Source organism: Rhizobium tropici CIAT 899, from assembly GCF_000330885.1.
Classification (GTDB): Bacteria; Pseudomonadota; Alphaproteobacteria; order Rhizobiales; family Rhizobiaceae; genus Rhizobium; species Rhizobium tropici.
Genome location: NC_020061.1, coordinates 405,741 through 425,556, shown reverse-complemented (window position 1 = coordinate 425,556; position 19,816 = coordinate 405,741). Strand labels below are relative to the sequence as shown.

At 55.9% G+C, this 19,816-nt stretch carries 19 protein-coding genes and 2 pseudogenes; 9 read left to right on the top strand and 12 right to left on the bottom strand.

The window, feature by feature from the left end; genetic code table 11:
- Positions 1-2 precede the first annotated feature (2 nt).
- The 5 genes and pseudogenes from RTCIAT899_RS21620 to RTCIAT899_RS34235 all read right to left on the bottom strand — a co-directional run.
- A complete protein-coding gene (locus RTCIAT899_RS21620) occupies positions 3-1,424 on the bottom strand; it encodes an ISNCY family transposase (RefSeq protein ID WP_004118201.1) in 1,422 nt (473 codons plus the stop codon).
- A gap of 217 nt (positions 1,425-1,641) precedes the next feature.
- Entirely contained in the window at positions 1,642-2,958 is a 1,317-nt protein-coding gene (locus RTCIAT899_RS21615) for a reverse transcriptase domain-containing protein (protein WP_004122915.1), read from the bottom strand.
- A gap of 5 nt (positions 2,959-2,963) precedes the next feature.
- A complete protein-coding gene (locus RTCIAT899_RS21610; RefSeq protein ID WP_004122917.1) occupies positions 2,964-3,542 on the bottom strand; it encodes an SLATT domain-containing protein in 579 nt (192 codons plus the stop codon).
- A gap of 292 nt (positions 3,543-3,834) precedes the next feature.
- Entirely contained in the window at positions 3,835-4,122 is a 288-nt protein-coding gene (locus RTCIAT899_RS21605) for a Shedu anti-phage system protein SduA domain-containing protein (RefSeq protein ID WP_004122918.1), read from the bottom strand.
- 119 nt (positions 4,123-4,241) lie between these two features.
- Positions 4,242-4,364: pseudogene (locus RTCIAT899_RS34235) on the bottom strand (non-homologous end-joining DNA ligase); the annotation flags it as partial.
- A gap of 37 nt (positions 4,365-4,401) precedes the next feature.
- On the opposite strand from RTCIAT899_RS34235, the gene RTCIAT899_RS21600 reads away from it, so the two are divergent.
- Positions 4,402-4,623, top strand: a complete 222-nt coding sequence (locus RTCIAT899_RS21600) for a hypothetical protein (protein ID WP_004122919.1) — start codon at positions 4,402-4,404, stop codon at positions 4,621-4,623.
- A gap of 236 nt (positions 4,624-4,859) precedes the next feature.
- On the opposite strand, the gene RTCIAT899_RS21595 is transcribed toward RTCIAT899_RS21600, so the two are convergent.
- Complete coding sequence (locus RTCIAT899_RS21595; protein WP_240535486.1) at positions 4,860-5,042, bottom strand: hypothetical protein; 183 nt, start codon at positions 5,040-5,042, stop codon at positions 4,860-4,862.
- A gap of 159 nt (positions 5,043-5,201) precedes the next feature.
- On the opposite strand from RTCIAT899_RS21595, the gene RTCIAT899_RS34650 reads away from it, so the two are divergent.
- The 5 genes from RTCIAT899_RS34650 to RTCIAT899_RS33970 all read left to right on the top strand — a co-directional run bounded on the left by RTCIAT899_RS34650 (position 5,202) and on the right by RTCIAT899_RS33970 (position 8,741).
- Entirely contained in the window at positions 5,202-5,561 is a 360-nt protein-coding gene (locus RTCIAT899_RS34650; protein ID WP_004122923.1) for a hypothetical protein, read from the top strand.
- Complete coding sequence (locus RTCIAT899_RS34645; RefSeq protein ID WP_425281488.1) at positions 5,465-5,755, top strand: DUF7146 domain-containing protein; 291 nt, start codon at positions 5,465-5,467, stop codon at positions 5,753-5,755. The genes RTCIAT899_RS34650 and RTCIAT899_RS34645 overlap by 97 nt, the downstream gene beginning before the upstream one ends.
- A gap of 82 nt (positions 5,756-5,837) precedes the next feature.
- A complete protein-coding gene (locus RTCIAT899_RS34640) occupies positions 5,838-6,119 on the top strand; it encodes a toprim domain-containing protein (RefSeq protein ID WP_376766907.1) in 282 nt (93 codons plus the stop codon).
- Between the two features lie 376 nt (positions 6,120-6,495).
- Positions 6,496-6,975 carry a coproporphyrinogen III oxidase gene (locus RTCIAT899_RS21585; RefSeq protein ID WP_240535487.1) on the top strand — a complete coding sequence of 160 codons (480 nt, stop codon included), beginning with the start codon at positions 6,496-6,498 and terminating at the stop codon, positions 6,973-6,975.
- Entirely contained in the window at positions 6,972-8,741 is a 1,770-nt protein-coding gene (locus tag RTCIAT899_RS33970) for a GNAT family N-acetyltransferase (RefSeq protein ID WP_004122926.1), read from the top strand. Before RTCIAT899_RS21585 ends, RTCIAT899_RS33970 begins: the two co-directional genes overlap by 4 nt.
- A 172-nt stretch (positions 8,742-8,913) precedes the next feature.
- Here RTCIAT899_RS33970 and RTCIAT899_RS21575 read toward each other — a convergent pair.
- Positions 8,914-9,565: pseudogene (locus RTCIAT899_RS21575) on the bottom strand (ISNCY family transposase); the annotation flags it as partial.
- A 1,088-nt stretch (positions 9,566-10,653) separates the two neighbouring features.
- Between RTCIAT899_RS21575 and RTCIAT899_RS21570 the strand changes: the two are divergent.
- The 3 genes from RTCIAT899_RS21570 to RTCIAT899_RS21560 are packed head-to-tail and all read left to right on the top strand — an operon-like array spanning position 10,654 to position 14,005.
- A complete protein-coding gene (locus RTCIAT899_RS21570) occupies positions 10,654-11,334 on the top strand; it encodes a vWA domain-containing protein (protein WP_004122927.1) in 681 nt (226 codons plus the stop codon).
- Positions 11,331-12,101, top strand: coding sequence for a PP2C family serine/threonine-protein phosphatase (locus RTCIAT899_RS21565; protein WP_037136628.1), 771 nt, complete (start codon positions 11,331-11,333; stop codon positions 12,099-12,101). Before RTCIAT899_RS21570 ends, RTCIAT899_RS21565 begins: the two co-directional genes overlap by 4 nt.
- Positions 12,098-14,005, top strand: a complete 1,908-nt coding sequence (locus RTCIAT899_RS21560; protein ID WP_004122931.1) for a protein kinase domain-containing protein — start codon at positions 12,098-12,100, stop codon at positions 14,003-14,005. The genes RTCIAT899_RS21565 and RTCIAT899_RS21560 overlap by 4 nt, the downstream gene beginning before the upstream one ends.
- 756 nt (positions 14,006-14,761) lie before the next feature.
- On the opposite strand, the gene RTCIAT899_RS21555 is transcribed toward RTCIAT899_RS21560, so the two are convergent.
- The 5 genes from RTCIAT899_RS21555 to RTCIAT899_RS32415 are packed head-to-tail and all read right to left on the bottom strand — an operon-like array spanning position 14,762 to position 19,489.
- Complete coding sequence (locus tag RTCIAT899_RS21555; protein ID WP_004122936.1) at positions 14,762-15,946, bottom strand: hypothetical protein; 1,185 nt, start codon at positions 15,944-15,946, stop codon at positions 14,762-14,764.
- Positions 15,947-15,952: 6 nt separating this feature from the next.
- Complete coding sequence (hxsA, locus tag RTCIAT899_RS21550; RefSeq protein WP_004122938.1) at positions 15,953-16,576, bottom strand: His-Xaa-Ser repeat protein HxsA; 624 nt, start codon at positions 16,574-16,576, stop codon at positions 15,953-15,955.
- Positions 16,573-17,655 (bottom strand): His-Xaa-Ser system radical SAM maturase HxsC, encoded by a 1,083-nt coding sequence (gene hxsC, locus RTCIAT899_RS21545; protein WP_004122943.1) that lies wholly within the window; start codon positions 17,653-17,655, stop codon positions 16,573-16,575. Before hxsC ends, hxsA begins: the two co-directional genes overlap by 4 nt.
- Positions 17,652-19,058, bottom strand: coding sequence for a His-Xaa-Ser system radical SAM maturase HxsB (gene hxsB, locus RTCIAT899_RS21540; RefSeq protein WP_004122947.1), 1,407 nt, complete (start codon positions 19,056-19,058; stop codon positions 17,652-17,654). Before hxsB ends, hxsC begins: the two co-directional genes overlap by 4 nt.
- Complete coding sequence (locus tag RTCIAT899_RS32415; RefSeq protein WP_240535489.1) at positions 19,055-19,489, bottom strand: hypothetical protein; 435 nt, start codon at positions 19,487-19,489, stop codon at positions 19,055-19,057. The genes hxsB and RTCIAT899_RS32415 overlap by 4 nt, the downstream gene beginning before the upstream one ends.
- Between the last annotated feature and the right edge of the window lie 327 nt (positions 19,490-19,816).

Below are 19,816 nucleotides of genomic sequence, written 5' to 3'. Positions count from 1 at the left end.
CTTTATTCCGCCGCTGGTTGCCTCAATAACGCTTTCTCTCGCCGTGCAATCACCGCCGGATCGTTCATGTAATCTGTCCTCGGCTTGCGTCCCCGCTTCTGATAGCCGTTGGCTGTGCTACCGTCCCGAATGCCAAACATATGATCCTTCTGCCCGGTGCGTCGGGGACCACTCTTGCTGCGTTGCTGTTCTCGGCCGGCTTGCAACTCGGCGACGATCGACAGCATGTCGTCCAGCCGCTTGTTGTCGACGACCTCCGCACGATGCACCGAGCGCAACGTATCGAAGGTCTTGTAGGGCAGGGAAAAGCTCTCGTGCATGATCTCGAGCCGACCGTCCGGATAGTCGCAGACGATCACTTTCTGGCCAGCCAGTGGCCTGGAAATCTCGGTCGGATCGAGAATGAACAACATCTTGTCGTAGCGTAGCGTCAGAGATTGCGACAGCGTGCGGACTTCCTTCCGGCACATGGCACCATCGAGGTTCTCGTGGTTGGCCAGCGGTCGGTGCATGTCCTTTGGATTGCGTGGTTGCTTGCCAAAGCGAGTGTTGAAATCCGCAATGAACTCAGGCGCATAGGAATTGGCAGCTTCGATCGTATCAATGCCGCGAAGCCGTAATTCCTTCACAAGCCGATCCTGCAATGTCTGGTTGGCACGTTCCACCCGACCCTTGGCCTGAGGGGTGTTGGCGCAGATGATATCGATGTTGAGCTCATAAAGCGCCCGGCCGAACTGCGTCAGACCGCTTGTCCTGTCCTTCTTCGACGGATGCGTCGATCGAAAGACACCATGTTTGTCGCTGTAGAAAGCCAACGGCTTGCCCCACTGCTGCAGATAATCCTTTGTCGCATGCAGATAGTCGAACGTATTCTCCGATCCGGCGAAACGCAGGTGCAATAGCCTGCCGGTGGCGTCATCGATATAGACGAGCAGGGCGCATTTGGGGCCGCGGTTCTCGAACCACCAGTGATGCGATCCGTCGATCTGCACCAGTTCGCCAAAGCAGCCGCGCCGGCCGCGTGGTTGGAAAACCCGTTTCTTGCGTTCACGACGCGAAATCCAGATACCAGCCTCGGTCATCCATTGCCGCAGCGTCTCCTTGGCGACCGAGATCCGGTGCAACTCGAGCAGCTTCTCGCGTGCCAGCGTCGGACCGAAATCCAGATAGCGTTCGCGGATCAGATCCAGCACCGCATTGCGAAACTCTTCGCTATGGCGCCGGTTGCTTGGTCGTGATCGCTTCTTTGAAACAAGGCCGGCCGGACCATCCTGATCATAGGCCTGCAGCAGCCTGTGGACCTGACTTCGACTGAGGTCGAGCAGTTCGGCGGCCTGTACGACGCTCAGGCGTTGGTTACGGATCTTCTGGATGACTTCGAGGCGATGTAATTCTTTCTGCGACATGGTGATCATAAAGGACATGACGACTCCGACCGCTCCTGGTCTCGACCAGGCTGAAGATCGTCATCCTTGCTCCCAACGGTGGCTTTGACCAGTGCGTCGAGAGGCGAGACTGTCGCATCTCTAACTGGCCCAACTGTCGCATTACTAAATAGCCGCTACAACAGAAACTCAGATAAGTTCTATTATGGAACGGCCGAGCCATTTTGGATTTGTTCGTAACGTTTGTCCGTTGGCATTAGCTAACAGGTGTAAGATCCTTCTCGAGTTCGCTCACCTCTCTCCGGACCAGACGCCAGAACATCTTGTTGATCTTTTCCTCCGTCCAGTCTTTGATGCTATCGAGCTCGACCCCTTGGAGATCCGCGATCAACTGCATTTTCTTTTCCAGGGAATAGTCGTCGAACCGTGGGATATATTTCGATTTCGCCATGTTGAATCGAATCTCATGGTAGGCCTTCACGAAGGTCTTTGGCTTCCCCTGCCCGGCCATGCCAAGTTTCCTCCACAGCCGGGCGGCGAAGCGGTCGAGCCGTTTGAGCTGCTTCACGTCCTGGGTCATCGAGAAAAAGAACATCCAGCCGTAGCGTTTGTCGTTAAGAATGCACCCCGTGATCTTGAGATTGAGCTTCGCCAGCAGGCGCTTGTGGTTTGCACGATACTTCGCGCTTGTCATAAGCGACATTATCGTCGTCATCATCCGTCGGTAGGAGCTTTTCCGCACAGACACAAGCTTCGGCGTGATGTGGTACCCGAGATAGTCGACGCCGGTCGAAAGCGGAACGATCTTCGACTTGCTGCCCTCTTCGAGCGGATGACATGTCAGTTGCGCCTTTGACAGCCTGCCTTTCAGCCATCGGAAGTGCCGCTTGGCGTCGGATGCCTTGCAGACCACCAGTATGTCATCGACGTACCGATAATATTGGAAGCGGTCGTGGGCGTTCTCGTCGATCTGCATCATGTATATCGAGGAGAGAATGTTGGACACGCTGAGTCCTTGTGGAACTCCGACACCGTTCGCTTTCTTACCGTCGCCGGTAGGCGTCTTGACTGCGGAGTCCACCAGAGAGGTTAGGAACCTGTATCGGGTTCGCGTTCGGATCCGCTTTAGCAAGAGCTGATGGTCGAGGCTCGGATAGAAGTCCTGGACATCCAGTTGAAGAAAGACGTGATCGTCTGCCAGCGGCCGCACGAACTCCAACAGGTCCTTCACGATGAAGTGGGCGGGAGGGAGCTTCGCGTCATCAAAGACGTGCATCAGCACGTTCGTGAGGGCTCTCAGGGTGACCCGGTCTCTAACGCCCGCTATCGCGATCTCGCGCGGCGCCTTCCCCGCTCCCTTCGATATCAAGCGCTGTTTGAAGGACGTGAACCGATAGGAGTCGGCATACACCCGTTTCCTGATGAGCGCCAACTCGGCATCGATGTTCTTCTGAAAGGCTCCGGGGTCGATACCGTCCTTTCCGATCGTTCCGGATGCGGCAATTCGCTCATCGAAGATCGATTGCAGGTTCCCGATTGCAAACTGCTCGTCGAACTTTTCTTTGGCCTGCATCAACCTCACCCGTGAAGAAATGGCCACATGAGGAACGCCGCCGGAACCAGAAATAATGCGGCGATGATCGACCGGTAAAGGATTCGCCGCCCGAAGAACGAAAAGAACTGGAACCACGTCCATGTTAGGGGCTTGCCGTGATTGGTAAGCTCCTTCCCTTCGAGGAGCATGTGATTGACGAGAAGGTCCGTGTAATCGTGGTTCGAATGATTTGGGAAGTCGAGTAGGATGTCCCGATATCGAAGCTTCTTGTCCTGATCCGGGAGATCTTCGTCGTAGAGCTTCTGCAGCTTGAGATAGCACTCGCGAAACGAAGCGGCCCGAGCCTCCATCCGGAAACCGCCCGCGACTAGAGACGCCACAAGCACGACCACCGACGACGCCAGGTTCAGCTTGCCGAGTTCCGGGTACGGAACGCTGTAGAAGGACTCGAAGATGGAAAGGATGACTGAGAATACAGAGTAATAAGTCACCGCGAGGTATGAAATGTTTTGGTTCCGCAGAGCTTTGCGCTCTGCGATCATTCGAACTCGGGACGTTATCCAGATCGTGTCGTTGATCGTACTCGGACTAGGACGCGTCATATCTTTCTCGCAAGAACTGAAGTGGTGCGGACGCAAAAACTCAAAGCAACTAAACACTCAATCGAATGTAGCCATAGGCCGACGCGCAGAACGCGCCCCTTTGTGACCAGAACCCAGCAAGCTGAGCCAGCGGCTTTACCCGCTCCGCCCGCACCGCAAACCATCTAACTGTAGTTGTAGTTTTTTTCAACTAGCTGACGACTTGTGCTTGCAGCGCCTCGCCGTGTTCGGCAAAGGCGGGAGGCGTCCTTGGTGTTCCAGTTCCTCCGTCACAAGAGAGGCATCATTCGGCTCAGTCTCTCGGAATAAATCTCGCTCGATCAAGCCATTCATCGAAGGTGACAATGTCCAGGTTCCGGGTGTAACGTCGAAACAGTTCGAATGTGTCGCGTCTGACCTCAGCGTCACGGGAGGTTCCATCGCCTTCGATATCGCGGCCCCGCCCAATCACCAGGATCGCCTTGGGATCCCGCGTCCTCGCGGTCATGCGGCGATTGCCGGTCTTGTCGAAGTTTTGGCCGGTCTGGCCTTGAATGAACCATCCTGCCTTCTGTTCGAGAACCTGGGACACGGCATCCATGAATTCGCCGCTGAATCTCCAAGTCCCTGACCTTCCGGCGCGGCGTTGCTGGAATATCGGCGTGTGATTTCAACAAGAACTGAGTACTCGGTGAAATTCATCAGATAGTCGACCGTCGGCCTGTCACGGTTGGGGTCGAGCAGAAGGTTCGGCTGTGCGGGATCGCGACGACGCAGTGGCTTCGACCGGGCCGGACCGTCAGTGTCTTGGAGGAGCGGTTTCGAACGCGGAGGCTTGGACATGGTGCTATTCCAGCCGGAAAAGCGTTAAGAAGCTGATATGAGCCGCTTTGAAGAAACCGAAATAGCCCTGACGGATAAGCTTCGGTCCCTGAAGCTGAAGCCCGACATGATGATCAACCTGTTCGACATCGGGGTTCCACTCACCGCGGCAGGATTTACGCAAGATGAGATCATGGCTGTGCTCGTCGCATTGGAGCAGGACAAGATCATCGAGTTTGCGCCGGGAAACAGGCTTCGGCTCTTGAAGCGACTGCCCTGACGCCCTTAATGCCGGGACTCGGTCATCATGTCTCGGTCGAAATCGTCCATCACGTCCGGGCAAGCAGGGCGACGTAATGGAGCCGCTTCGAGATCTTCTGCAGAACTTCCTTCCGCAGATCGACAGGGAGTTTAGAGAACGGTTTCTGAGCATAAATTTCGACATCTCGGGCCATGACGCAATACCTCCGAAAAGCGATTCGCGGCTCAAGACGAATCACCGTCGAAGGTTCCGACTCATCGGACAAAGAAAAAGGCCGTCCCCAGCAGATGGCCCTGATCTTGGTCTTCTCCGAAGAGATCGGTCGGTAGTGTGCAGCACGCGCAATCAGGCCCCTGACCGTTCGCTTCCCATGCCTCAGTCATGGCTTCTAGCTCGGGATCCACTTCCATGCCGGAGATCGCGAGATTGGCCTTCATCTGCTCGTAGCGCCACTTCTGGGCTTCAGGGCTATGCACACTTCCATGCTCGTCACTGAAAAGTTGCCATCGAATGTGCCCCACGTACTTCAGCGTACGAGGGCAGATTGGGTGGCAGTGCCGCTTTGATGTTCGCGGGCGTCGTGATGCGAGCGTATCATGCAGTGGAGACGAGCCGAGGCGACCTCCGAATTTGGCGATCTGCTCGATGTCATCCGCGAAAGCTGTGGTCTGGTCGACTTCCGCGAAGTCGCGGATGAAGCACGTCGCTTCCTCTCCATGCCGCTGCCACCTCCCCAGCTCCCAGGCGCGCAGCGCCAGCCAGCGGCGAAACGCGGCTCCCCGAAGGCCGCGCGTAGACTGTTCGCCATGTCTCAGCCGATCGCCGGCACGCTGCCGAACGATACCTCGCCGGTCGCGGCATTCTGCTCTCCCCGCATGAGCGCGCGCTGCGCTTCCATCCCGGCTGCTACTACAGGGATCTCGTTACGGGCGAGACGCAGACTCTTCCTGCCCTAATTGCCGCTGTCAGCGGCCTGCAGCGCACCTGGCTTGATCCTTCGGGTCAGGGCAAGGCGCAACTCGCGGATCCACGCCGCTCGCTGGGGGATATTCTTGGCAACGGCATCTTGCTAGGCCACCAGCCCGGTGCGCCCGTCCCGGTCATGGCCGCCGGCGAGGCTTCGAGACGATGGCTTCGCTTAAGGTGGTGATGCCGGCGCTGCCGGTGGCCGCCGCCGCCTCGGCCAATCACCTCGCCGGCCCGGACTTCCGCTTGGCTGCCGTCGCCTCTACATCGCAGCCGATGCCGACTCTGCCGGCCGGCACTGCATCGAACGTCTCAGCCAGCGCGCAGGCGAGTCCGGGATCCTCGCCTTGGTGTTGCGGCCGCAGCTCGGCGACTTCAACGACGATCTGCTTCATCTCGGCCGGGCCCACCTCGCGGCATGGCTCGGCGATCAACTCGTCCCCGACGATGAGGCTCAGCGGCCTTTGACGGTGTCCGACAATTTATGGCTGTTTTGGCGAATTTTGGACATAGGCTTGTTTAGCCGGCCTCCTCGATGTTTTCGCTAAGTAACTGAAAGGAAATCTACAATCTATTTTTTAGCGCCAAAATACAAATTGGTATGAACTTTGCCCCGCCGTTGAGAGCCGACGAAGTTGCTTGCCAGGTAGGAGCGAAGCGATCGCTCGGCAAAATTAAAGGGACTGGAATAAATGGGTTTGTTGAACTCCCACGACTCACGATTGCAAGACCCATCTTGCCCTCCAAGGAATGGATAATCATGCATTTTATGGCGGAGCACATCCTCACCGCGCTTGGCTATCGTCACGGGCCGATTTTCTATGGACGAAGGCGTCGCAATCGCACTCCTTTCGACAGTCTTGCAAGTACGATTCCTGGAACGACAATAATCTTGTGCCGTTTGGGGTTAGCGGATTTGGCTCCATGAGCCAGCGCCAGTTCTATATTGAGGCCGATTTTGATCGGTATCTGACTAGAGTTGAAGCGGGCGATAAACCGATTTGGAAAGGTGTCGCACTGTTAGAGGACGATCTGATGGGCAGGACAGTAATGTTTGCGTTGCGAAGCAGCGGAGTGTTGTTATCCCGCTTCGCACGGGAGTTTGGGGTGCCCTTCGAAAAATACTTTCCCCGCGAGCTTGAAATCTTGAAGGAGACCGACCTTGTATTCATCTCTAACGACGGCGTACTTTCTCTGACTTCCGCCGGCATCATCAATTCAGGCGCTGTGTCTCTGCTGTTTTTCTCGGACCAGGTGCTTGATCGGGTAGCCTACAACGATAGCAGGATAGGGACAAGAAGACCGACCTCTTGGAAGAGCACGATTACTCGCCAGCGGGACGGTACGGCTCAAGTGCGAAAATGCAAGCTGTGTTTCGGCGAAGTCGGGGGACCTCGTCAATGACCTTCACCTCGTCCTTTTCCATCCCAGATCGACCCGCCCATCAGGCGCGGGGGATATTTTCTCACCTGGTCGACAGCATCGACCGCAGCCAGGCAAAACGCCCGCTTGGGATTGTCAGCGATTTCGTCGCCGAGCAACTCCCGCACCAAATTGCGCAGATCAAAGGGAATGAACGGCCAGATGAAGCGGTTAAGGCGCTCGGGCAGAGCATCAACGCAATGATACGGGGAACAGACTGTGAGGCGCAGCTAATAAATCTGCCCCAGTCCGACTTCGGAGTGGCTAAGACAGACATTCAGTATCTCGTCAATTGTGCTTATCAGATGTCCGCGTTTGCCGGCCTCAATCCCGTCGATGCGGAGTTGGCGGTAGGAGAACCGTTGATGCGTATTGCACAATTAAGTCGTCAGCGGCAGCCTAGCATTGATGTCCTCTCCTATGAAGACATGATCCTCACCAACCCAGTGGAGAGGGATCCTCGCGTATATTGCCTCGGTTCAGCTGGGGTCGAGGAGCGCGATTTTTGCCTCGGCCATCAACTTATTGAGGGTGACTTACAGTCGGCAATAGAAGCTCTGCTTGAGTTGCGAGACACGGTCGCGGCAGATGCACGCAAGTGTCTATCGCTGTGCATGAAGTCGCTGGAGTCAGCCATTTATGTTTTGGAACGTTTTTATGAACATATGTCGCACGATCTTTTCGAGCAATTTCGCATGTTCTACGGAAAGAACCCTTACAAGGATAGGCTTGGCCCAAGCGGTCGTTTCTCTGCCCGCATCGTGGCGGTCTCGGTTCTTCTGATCGGCGAAGAGCTGTTGCGCCAGAAGCCGCAATTCTACAAGGATGTATATCGGTTGTCGGAATATTATCCTCAAAAATGCATTGACGACGTATTTCGCTGGTTATCGCCAGACAAGGTGCGCGCGAGAACCCAGCCAAGCTGGCTTGAAGGGAAAGCGCCTTTCCCTAAGCTCGCAACGGTCTCGTCCATCGTGGAGCGCCAGAGCAGCGAAATCCGAGAGCTGCACGCGTCCTGTGTTTGTGCGCTGGATCGGTTTACCCGGATGCATCGTCGTGCGGCCCTGAAATATACGGTAGGGCCGGGTCTCCCAATTGTTGGAGTTGATATGTCGGAAAGGATTGAGGATGTGTTGTCGCAGCGGCTGTTAGGGAGCGCACCAAAGCTAGAGGCGGCATTTTCCTCGATCAAGCATATCTCCGACATCAGGCGAAAATGGTCAATGTCTCAAGACGAAGTGGTCTTTCGCCGATTCGAGGTAGGAGATGCTGACGATGTATGGCGGTTGCATCGAAGCGCATCCGACGGTGTTGGTGTACATGGGCCGGAAGGGGCATGGGAGGATGATTTGCGTAATGTCGGGGACGTATATCTAGCCTCAGGCGGAGATTTTGTAGTTGCTCATATTGGCGGCCAACTCGTCGCTATGGGTGGACTGAAACCTGCCGAAGATGATGTTGCAGAGCTGAAGCGGATGCGGGTCGATCCCGCCTTTCAACGACGAGGGCTTGGAAGGAGAATACTTAGTGAATTGGAGCTGCGCGCCGCTGCCCTAGGTATCAAGTGCATAATGCTCGAAACAACAACCATCCAGGTCGGGGCTCAAATGATGTATGAGACGTCTGGCTATAGTCGCCGCGGTGAGGGGATGCTGCATGGGTATGCCGTGATTTTCTACGAGAAGCGGCTCGCCAGCCAGGATGACTTGTTGATTTCTGCTGAGAAGCGACCCGGGAATTCAGACTGATGGGGTCGTCTAGTCTTACTGCGTCATAAACCGCGGATTTGCCGCGGCTGTCCATGGCCCTTGTACAGCACGGACATCGTTGCAGGCGGTTGGCCAGGGCCGCAGTCAGGCGTCGACGGATGGTCGGGATCGCGGTCGGGACGCGCCGCCCTGGTCGGATCGGAGGATCCGCGGGGGTTTTGGCGCAGATGATGTCGATGTTCAGCTCATAAAGCGCCCGGCCGAAGTGCGTCAGGCCGCTCGTCCGGTCCTTCTTCACGGATGTGTCGATCGAAAGACACCATGCTTGTCGCTATAGAAAGCGAGCGGCTTGCCCCATTGCTGCAGATAGGCCTTCGTCGCAGCAGATAGTCGAACGTGTTCTCCGATCCGGCAAAACGCAAATGCAGAAGCTTTCCGGCGGCATCGTCGATATAGACGAGTAGGGCGCATTTGGGGCCGCGGTTCTCGAACCAACAGTGATGCGACCCGTCGATCTGCACCAGTTCGCCAAAGCAGTCGCGCCGGCCACGCGGCTGGAAAACCCGTTTCTTGCGTTCCCGGCGCGAGATCCAGATGCCGGCCTCAGTCATCCATTGCCGCAGCGTCTCCTTGGCAACAGAGATCCGGTGCAACTCGATCAGCTTCTCACGCGCCAGTGTCGGGCCGAAATCCAGACAGCGCTCGCGGATCAGATCCAGCGCCGCATTGCGAAACTCCTCGCTGTGGCGCCGGTTGCCCGGCTGCGTTCGCTTCTTCGAAACGAGGCCGGCCGGACCTGAATGGTCATAAGCCTGCAGCAGCCTGTGAACCTGACTTCGGCCCAGCCCAAGCAGTTCGGCAGCCTAGACGACGCTCAGGGAAAATACAGGCGCCGTGATAAAGACGCCCTCTTTTTTCTCGCCGCACGGTCCAACGGAATCGATTTCTTCGATGAAGAGCAGACTCGGTGCGTTTGAGCGTGCACGTGCAAAGTCGAGATCGTCTACGCCACTCGGCAACGTCATAAACGAGCGTTAACGCCCAATCGCAGGGCGCGCCGTAGCCTCTTACGCTACTCAGGTCCGTACCACCTCGCCAGACTTCGCTCGGTTAACTTTGGTTGCAATTGCAGCAAACGCAAACGCCCCAATGTCTCATCGAAACCGCAACCCTTTCGAATGGTCTTCCAAAATAGGCCGGGCGCAATGGCCACGGCTTCCGCAACGGCTCCCTTGTTAGCTTGAGGTTCGGAGCCTCCTGGTCCGCGTAAATTCGGAGATCGCCGCCCATTTGTTCGGCACTTCCACGCCGTGATCAAAAAGGAGAGCACGCTTGGAAGTGTCGATGGCGTTCTCCGCCCGATTCACCGCCCTGCGGTCGCCAACGACCAATACGAACCCAGGTGGGAAGAAGATTGCTGTCGGCAGCGTCCACGAGCTAAATTGAACATCATGATTGTATAACGTCGGTCTGAGAAAAACCCTGGGTAGCTTCTCCCAGAGACTCGTATATGCTGCCTGACGAATCTTAGTCCGCAGGCAACGAGATCGCGATGGCAATGCACCAGCTCCCCTCATCACAAAGCGGCTCGAGCACTCGGCCGCGGCTCTGGTGGATGGTATTTCTATTTCCCGGCAAGGCCATCTTATGGTTTCAGTATCACTTTCCTAAATTCGGCAATGTCATTGCTACTGGCCGCCGCTATCGGAGCCGCACTTGCGGAATAATGTACTCGGCCGTGTTTTGGGTGCTAGTCGTCGCCTGGCTGCTTGCACTTTTGCACGGCGCACTTCGGTAACACCTCGATGCTGCCATCTCGAGCCCGAGAGTCGCGGTTCCGGTGCTTTTCCCAAAAGCCACACCCGGCGAAAAAATATCTTTGAGCGCTCTTTTGTAAATGCAGCGCCGGCGAGAGCTGCTATGCATTGTTCGCAAGCTTGAGGAGAACCACATGCCGAATCCGTTTGAGCAAATTCCCTTTGATGGCGCGGAGTTCGTGGACAATCCCGAACCGCGTTGTCCCTGCCTTTTATTGCTAGACGTTTCTGGTTCGATGCGGGGACGCCCGCTTAGGGAACTCAATGAAGGTCTCGTCCAGTTCAAAGACGAACTCTATGCGGACTCTCTCGCATCTAAGCGCGTTGAGATAGGCATAGTCTCCTTCGGCCCTGTGACCATCGTGAACGACTTTACAAGCATGCAAAACTGGATCGTCCCCGAGTTGGCCGCACAGGGAGATACGCCAATGGGCCATGCAATCGAGGAGGGCCTCCGGCTCCTGCGCGACCGGAAGAACTCCTATCGCCAAAACGGAATCTCATACTATCGCCCGTGGGTTTTCCTGATTACGGACGGAGCCCCAACAGACGCCTGGCAGAGTGCGGCGGCGCAGGTCAAGGCTGGAGAAGTTGAAAAGGCCTTCAGCTTTTTTGCTGTCGGCGTCGACGGTGCTAATTTCGAAACGCTTTCCCATATCTGCGTGCGCCAGCCTTTGGCGCTGAAGGAACTCAGGTTTCGAGATCTGTTCCAGTGGCTTTCCAGCTCTCTAAGCTCGGTCTCGCAATCCAATCCCGGTGACGCCGTTCCTCTCTCTAATCCTGCAACGCCAGACGGATGGGCCTCAATCGCATGACCGACGGCTGGCGATGGGCTGCGGCCCGTGCTCGTGGCACCTCCCATGTGAAGACGGGTTTGCCATGTCAGGATTTTGCATTGAGTGAGACTTTAGCCAGCGTCGATGAAACCGTTATGGCAGTGATCGTTTCAGATGGTGCGGGAAGCGCAAAACTGGCGCAGATTGGTTCCAAATCAGTCTGCATTGGTCTGCTTCGGCTCATCCGCGGATATCTCGCAAATCACTCCCTCTCCCAGCTTCGTGAAGAAATGGTCTGGGACTGGATAGACGATATCCGCGAATACATCAGCGCGAAGGCTAGTCGCTCTGGAACACAGCGACGCGATTTCGCGGCCACAAGCGTTGCTGCTCTCATGTCTGAAAACGGTACTGTGATCTTTCACATCGGCGATGGCGCGGCTGTCGTACGCTACGAAGGAGACGAAGCCTGGGATGTGCCGTCGTGGCCGTATCAAGGCGAATATGCATCGACAACCACCTTCATCACCGATGATCCCCAACCGCATCTCACTTTCGTTCGAAATGACCGTCGTGTCGATCGATTTGCAGTCTTCTCCGACGGCATCGAACGTCTAGTCCTCAATAGCGCAAATCGTTCGGCTCATGAGCCATTTTTCAATCGGATGGTGACGCCGCTGGCTCTTTCGGAGGAAGCCGGCAGGAACCTTCCTCTGTCGATGGCGCTGCGAGAATATCTTGAAAGCCCATCCGTTTGCGAAAGAACCGATGACGACAAGACGCTCGTACTCGGTGTGCGCAAATGAGCACTATCGTATTCGGATCGGATGGGAGGAAGCTGACGCTTGGCGGGATGCTAGGAAAAGGCGGCGAAGGCGCGGTCTATCACGTCCACGAGGCGGGCGATTTGGCGGTGAAGATTTATAATCCCGGCAGGGCCTTCGAGAGGAAAGCAAAAATCCTTGCCATGACGTCGGCCGCACTCCACAAGACAACCGACATCGTCGCCTTCCCGATCGACACTGTCAGTGACAAGAGCGGAATGTTCATGGGGTTTTCCATGAAGAAGGTCGCAGGTTTTAAGAATATCCATGAACTCTATGGGCCTGGCAGCAGGCGGACGGAATTTCCTTCTGCCGACGCCCGGTTCCTGGTGCGCAGCGCGTTCAATCTTGCGAACGCGTTTGCTGCAATCCACAGCACGGGCTGCGTGGTCGGCGACGTAAACCACTCCGGCATCCTCGTTTCAAACCAGGCTATGGTAACTCTGATCGACAGCGACTCCTTTCAGTTCAATAAGGGGCCAGAAGTCTATCGCTGCACCGTAGGCGTGCCGGATTACACGCCGCCTGAGCTGAGAGGCGCGGACTTCGAAAAAGTGGTTCGGATGGCGAACCACGACAACTTTGGTCTAGCCGTCCTCATCTTTCAGCTGCTTTTTCTTGGGAGACATCCGTTTGCTGGGAAGCATCTCGGTCTTGGCGACATAGACATCCCGACCGCTGTAGGCGACCACCGTTTCGCCTATAGCGCACGCAGGGCTGAGACGCGCATGGAACCTCCGCCGCTAACACCAGCGCTGGGTGACTTTGGCAAGGAGGTTTCCGACGCATTCGAATCCGCTTTCGGAAAGAGTGGTGATCTTCCGGGCGGTCGACCGAATGCGACCTCGTGGGTCCAAATCCTCGGCAAGCTCGAGAAGGGTTTGCTGGAGTGCTCTGCTGACAAATCGCATGCGTATTTTCGGAGCTCGTCGTGTCCCTGGTGCCGCCTCGAGAAATCGATGGGCAGGAGCCTCTTCGCCGCGAAGATTTCAAGCACTGTTTCCACACTGAACATCGGTGACCTCATTGCTCTGATCAACCGTCCCGCTCCACCAAACCAACCCCCAGCACCTGAAAGCATCATTGCGGTTCCGTCTCTCACCCGCAGCCCTGTGGCGGTATCCTTCTCACGTGGAAAGCAGCTGGCGTTTTTCGCCTCGGTTGCGGGACTGCTGATAGGTATTTTCCTTGCAAACCAGTTGAATGGCTTCTGGGGTGCAGCTCTGGTTATCGCATCAATCACAATGATGATCCGATCCCGCCGTCCTGCGGAAGAATTTAGGGTCGAACTGCAGGCGGCTACCGCAGCATGGGAGGAGAAGAAGAAAATTTGGGAAGAGCACGCCGGGCCTGCCGTGTTCCTGAAACGAAAAAGCCACTATCTGTCCCTGGCCTCGGCTCATGGCAAACTTCCGGAACAGGAACGCGAACGTCTCGCCGAGCTCGAGCGAAAGAAAAGAGACCTTCAATTCAGGAGCCACATGCAGGGGCACTTGATCTCCCGCGCAAAAATCGCTGGCATTGGACAGAGCAGGACGGTAACGCTCTCGTCGTTTGGTTTTGACAGCGCGTGGGATGTGAAGACTCGCTCGGTTTTAGCCGTTCCCGGCATTGGTCCCAAAAAAGCCGACGCCCTTGCGAGTTGGTCGTCGTCTGTTGAAAAGAAATTTGTATTCAATAGTCACATTGCCACCGATCCGCAGGCTATCAATGAGGTCAAAACGGACATAGCGCGTCAGAGGGCTGACCTGGAAGGAGAGCTGAGGCGTGCTCCGGATGAGCTCAAGGAACTTCTGGATACTGCCTCCGAACTGCGAAGGAACCCGCCCCCGCAATTGGTTGAAGCGTATGTGCGGCTTAAGCAAGTCCAAATGGATATAGGGTAACGGTGACGCGCGTGGCCGGAGCATACCGAGACTTCTGGGTAATGCTGGCGATGATCGGGGGCGCTGTCTTCGCAGCGAATACGACGTCAAAGCCGGGAACGGCGTCTCACGCCCCTGTTTCGTCACTTATTCCCTCGCGCAATCAGATCGTGACAGCGCCGGTTACTACCCCAACACGCGCTCAGGAAAAAGCGCTTCCTGCGTCTCAAACTTCGGTGGTAACCGCGACTCCTGCAAGTGCAGAGCCGTCGCCCACATCTTCCAGTACAGCGAATGCGACATCCGTTTCGGAAGCGGCTCCGTCTTTCTCCGCACCTACGCCTCAAAGCACCGAGGCGAGCCCTGGGCTTCCGATCACGCAGCCAACGAGCGGCGCCCCTGAACCTGATCCGTACGTCTTCGATGGATTGATCGCGTCCATCGAGAAATCGGAGGCGACCACCATCGCGCCTGCGGTCGATCCTTTCGATAAGGCCACCCCGCCCCCTGCCGCGAGGTTCGCTTACATTCGGCTACCTCTTGAACTCAGAGACGGCCCTGGTCCTAAGTACATCGTTGTCGGCAGTCTTGGGCAGAACGCCCTTGTATCTCTTATGGAGCAAGAAGCGGGTTGGACCCACGTTAGCGCCGGCGACGCCATTGGCTGGGTGCCTCCTGGGATGATTTCCTCCAGTCCCGTGCTTTCTGTTGCTCGCAAACCGACTCCTGCAGCACGGTCAGTCGAAACTCCACGCCGCGAGGGCGGCCGCTAGTTGATCACGGGCTGGCGCACTGCCTCCAGCCCAATCCCCGCTGATCACACCATCCAGAGCTATTCAAATCGGCCTCCAGGATCGAGCGCGATTTGCATACTTCCGCGTCGACAGCGTTCCCAATCGAGCAGGCGGTAGCGTCGAGAATCCAACGGCGGATGATACGATCGGGGCCGGCGACTGCTTTGTCGGTCTCAATGACCCTGCCCGTCTCACTGACTATCCTTCGACTAACCGGGTCCCAAGTCAGCGCCAGGTTGACTGCGCCTGAAGCACCCTTTTTTCTGGTTGCACTGAAGGCGTACCAGTCGACAACGCCGAAGACTGAACACTTGTCTGCACAAAGCGCATGAACTGAACCCGGCCGCGCTGTGTAGATTCTTGTCGGCCATCGGTCCACGAAAGCGCTCTTCTCCTTAAGCACATCTTCTCGCGAAAGGTCTTTTCCGTAATACTGGATGCGGTCGGCATAGACGTTGCGAAGAAAGGCTACCGCCTCGCTGCTCGAGCCCGACCATACCCGCTGGAACTCATTGAACACTTCCACTGCCCCTGCTTGATCGGTGGGCTGAATATCCTGCACTTCATCTGCCGAAGCGCTTTCTTCATTGAGCTGGGCCGTTACCAGCTGATAGCCCGCCATATCGACAAGATTCAATTCTTTCGATTGCCCCAGCGGCATTGACAACGCTGCGTCCAGAAGCGAAGCGCTGACACCCATCGTGCCGAGGTAGTCTTTGAGGGCTGCTGACACTGAGGGATTGAGACGACCGTCAGATTCCGCAGATGTCGCAAACGTCTCTACAGATATGCCTATGCTCTCATCTTCGGCATAACGACTAAGGCCACCCATAAAAGCCAAAAGGCAGGTTTCGAGACAAGGGGAGCCTTTTGTCTGGAGCGTCGGAAGGCCGGTCTTGCGGATTGCCTTCCCGAAAGCCATCGCGATTGATCGATCGCCACCCGCCGAATTAAACGCGATGTATTTGGCCGGGCTTGCAGCAAGTTCTAAGGCGATGTGTTGAGGATCATCGCCAGTCTCGAAGCTGCCCTCAACAAGAAGGATCGTGGTCCCATTCGTCGTGGAGAGATGACGGTAAGAGACCGCAGCAGTCGCGGCGCCCATCGAAACCGAAACAGACAAAACAATTGTGATAATCGTATAAAGGAAACGCCGTTTCATTCGCATGGCGGTTTAGTTCGTCGCGATCCCCAGGGCCGACAGGACCTGCGGAGTTATGGTGCCGGTGACTTTGAGACCGTACGCGTCCTGCATTTTACTGAGCCCGCCCTTCGTGGCGGCATCGACTTGACCTGTTATCGGGCCGCCGAAATAACCAAATGCGATCAGAGCGGTCTGGACCTGTATGACGATACGGCGAAATTTGTCCGAGTTGCCTGGCAACGTCTTCAGTGGCACTGGCTGCGCGCTCGTCGAAGAGGATTGCGTCGAATAGGTGCCAGTTGACGTCGTCGCCGGTAAGTTTGGAGTGGTTGGGAGACTTCTGATGACCGGCCCCGGGTTGGGCTGATAGCGCGGTGTCGGATCGGGGGATGGATAAGCAGTGTCATAATCGCCCCGTGGGACGTAGCCACCTCCAGCTGAGGATGCGTGGCTTGCGTGACTGGCATGGCTTGCGTGGCTCGAATGCGAGCTATGGCCGGCAAGGGTGTAGACCTGCTTGACCCGCAACCGTTCGAACAAGGTGGCGGCCGGCTTCTTTTCGGTAAGGCCGATGATCGGCGCAGCATCACCTTTCGATGGCATGAAACCGGCCGCGATCAACGACGGCACCAGGTAGATCTTGCGCTTCTTCATTGTGGTGAGAGTCCCCCAAACCCCTGATCAGCTTTATACCATTCAAAAAATCCACCACAAGTAGAGCGCAGCGAACATCCGCTGCACTGTTCCAAAAATTTGTTCTTCCAATCTGAAATCGTGCCTGGTGCCAGATGTCGGTACCCTGGAGGGACACTGCAAAGAGGGAAATTATAGAGCAGCGTTTGAATACCGCGCCCAATCGCGAGGTTGATGGCTGTGCGGAGTCGGCCGAAATCCAGCGACGTATCCTTGAACGAATGGGCCCAGTTCATTCTGCCGTAGCCAATATTTTCCAGTTGCATGATCGCCCATACGTCAATGAACGGAAGCCGGGTCGAGACATAGTTCGCAAGCTGTGGCAACACATCCCAGTTCTGCTGGAGGACAACCGTACGAAGCTCGACCGCTGCCCCCGCCCTCATCAGCGCCGTCAAGTTCAACGACAGCGTTTCAAAGGCTCCGGATTTTCCAACAATGCTGTCGTGAAGTCCCGCATAAGGCGCATAGAGCGGAATGCCCCATAGCACGCGATCACGTCCGATCTCATCCATCACGGTGCTGTCGCCCGGTTCGAAAAACTGGCCGTTGGTCAGAACATGAAATGAGATATCCGGCCGGGCTTTCACGGCTGCTAGAAGAAACTGAAACAGCCTTCCTTTGTGCAGCAGCGGTTCGCCGCCAGATATGGTGATCCGAGCGTTTTCCGGCGCTAAGGTGGCGGCGACTGTGAACTGGTCGAAGAGGTCGGCGTGATATTTCTTTGGAGGCTGCGAGCACATGACGCAGAGCTGGTCGCATTGCTCGGTGACCAAGAAGGTGTTGTGTCTCGACCGGGATCGCACCAATCGATGCGCTGACTTTCGCCCAGGAACTAGAAGCAGGACGTCACCGTCAAGATCGGTTTCGGGACCGCAGTGGACGCGAAGCGAGTAACCCGCGAGATCGAAGGTTTGACTTTCCTGATCTCTGTCGATCAGGAGTGCATCATATTCACTGTCCACCGCGTGCGAGCGCAAGCGAACGATACTTGGATTGTCGATCGGGACGTCATCGATCTTGAGCCGCAAATCGATCATGTGTGTACCGGCGCCAGTGACGGATCGAATTCCGGAATTCCGGCCCAGAACGCAAGGCTCTTTTGGACTTTCTCGTCAGCCGAATAGAGCAGCTCGAAGATCTTGTCGAAGATTGCGGTATGACGGCGACAGAAGGCTGTGTCGGCCTTCGGTAGATCGATGCGCCCATAACGGGATAGATCGTCAACAACGTCCGCACCACACGCGGCTTGGTATGGACAATGGATGCAGTCGGGATGGAATGAATTGGAAGACTCTTGGTTCAGCACGTCTAGCTTGGACTGGTCGATGCCGTCACAAAGATTGCCAATGCTAAGATCGACCTGTCCAACCCGCGTGACCATCCTGGCTTCATCCGTCGGATAGAAGGTGCCATCGTAGTCAATAACGATGTAGTCTCGGCCGAGAATATTCGGATTACGAAGGTCGACGTGCTGATTGTGGCCGCCACGCAGAACCCGCCGCAGGCAGTGTGTGAAATAGAACTCCTCAACCGGCTGCCCGGCGGTCCAATTGTCCTCGATCAGAGCGTCGATAAAATCGGCATGGTAGGCATTCCATTTGTCTTCGAGACCGGTGGTCTGAAACCGTTTTCTGGCAAAACCCTGATGATTAACTGGTCGAAGGAAAATTGACCGAAATCCGAACCGGCCAAATGTATCAATGATCTCGGAAACGCTCGGCAACTGGTTGATGTCTAGCGTCGGGAGAGCCGAGACCTTTCCCTGCCCCAAGCGCTCGATGGCATAGCTGAGGTTCGATACGAATTGCTGCGTGTCTTTGGCGTTTACGGTTCGTTGCCGCTCATGCGTCGAAAATTCGCCATCAAGTGACGTACTCACGAAGACGTCCGAAGCATCCAGGAAATCCCAAGCTTCTTCCGATACTGATTGCAGATTGGTGCATACCGTAAAGAAAACTTCTTGGAACTTGCGGCGAGCGAAATCACGAACCTTCTCCAATAGGTCTAATCGGAGCAGTGGCTCGCCACCCTGGAATTCGATTTTGACGCTCGCGGACGTCATGGCATCGAGAAATCGGAGAACGCGCTCAAGCGTCTCATCCGTCCAATCAAAGCCCGGAGTGCTCTCGTTCACCCGAGACACCTGGCAATAGGCACATGCCAAATTGCAACGGAGGGTCGGAACGAGAATGACGTAATTCAGCTCTTGAGGACGGTGCAACCGTTGGGCCCACCGGTAGGCAAATCCCATATAGGCTGGATCGTCGATCTCATTGAACGCATGACCATTTGCTTCAAGAAAGCCCCTATCCAGTGCCGTCAGCTTTCCGGTCGCATAGCGATTGAGAAAGTGAGCGTCGGCTTTGAAGTAACCGCCCGCATCATCCGCAAAAAGATAGCCGGCGCCGAACGGTTTGAACTTAAGGGGAAATACGGTCATCGCCCGAGGACACCGTCGACCAGGGCACGCCTGAGCGGAAGCGTCTCGGCATAAATTTTCTCGCGATACAGACAGTGGTGGAACTCTCGAACGAGCAGATCACTCGGCGCTGCGCCGTTATCCAACAGGCTGATGGTTTGCGATATTTCGATTTCTGTATCTGGATGCGACGCACTAAACCGAACGATAGCCACTGCGAGATATGGACGGAATGTCGGATCGAGCTCGATCGCACTGCGGCGAGTTTTCTCTGGGGACGAGGTGTGAGAGTTTTGCGGTTTCACGTCAGTGCAGCCTCCCCATTCCGTACGATTGAGATTGTAGCCATGCTGGCATCCAAACACCAGACGGTTGCACTGAATTTTCTCTTTCGAGCCCCGCGCACGACGTCCCAAACCAAGTATCCATTCGACTGGGTTTTCAATTACCACATTTATTCCAGTGAGTGCTTTCGTGATTTGCCCTCTTGCCGTAGCAGGAAGCGCTCGTGATTCCTTGTCTGGCACCGAATCGCAGAGGAGCCAGGGAGGCGTGGTTTGATAGCGACCTTGCCGGTCACGGCGGGCAACACTTTGCCGATGTGAATCCTTTTCGTTCCAATATTCGAAATGCCGTTGACGTCTCACAAAGGAAGGGCCGCCTCGAAGGGGCTATTGGCGGCCCAAAGGTGACTGCTCGTGCAGCCACTTTGGCGAATGAAAGGAAAATTCGCCTAAGCCATAGTAGAATTTCAATTTTGATATTGCAACGGTCACTTT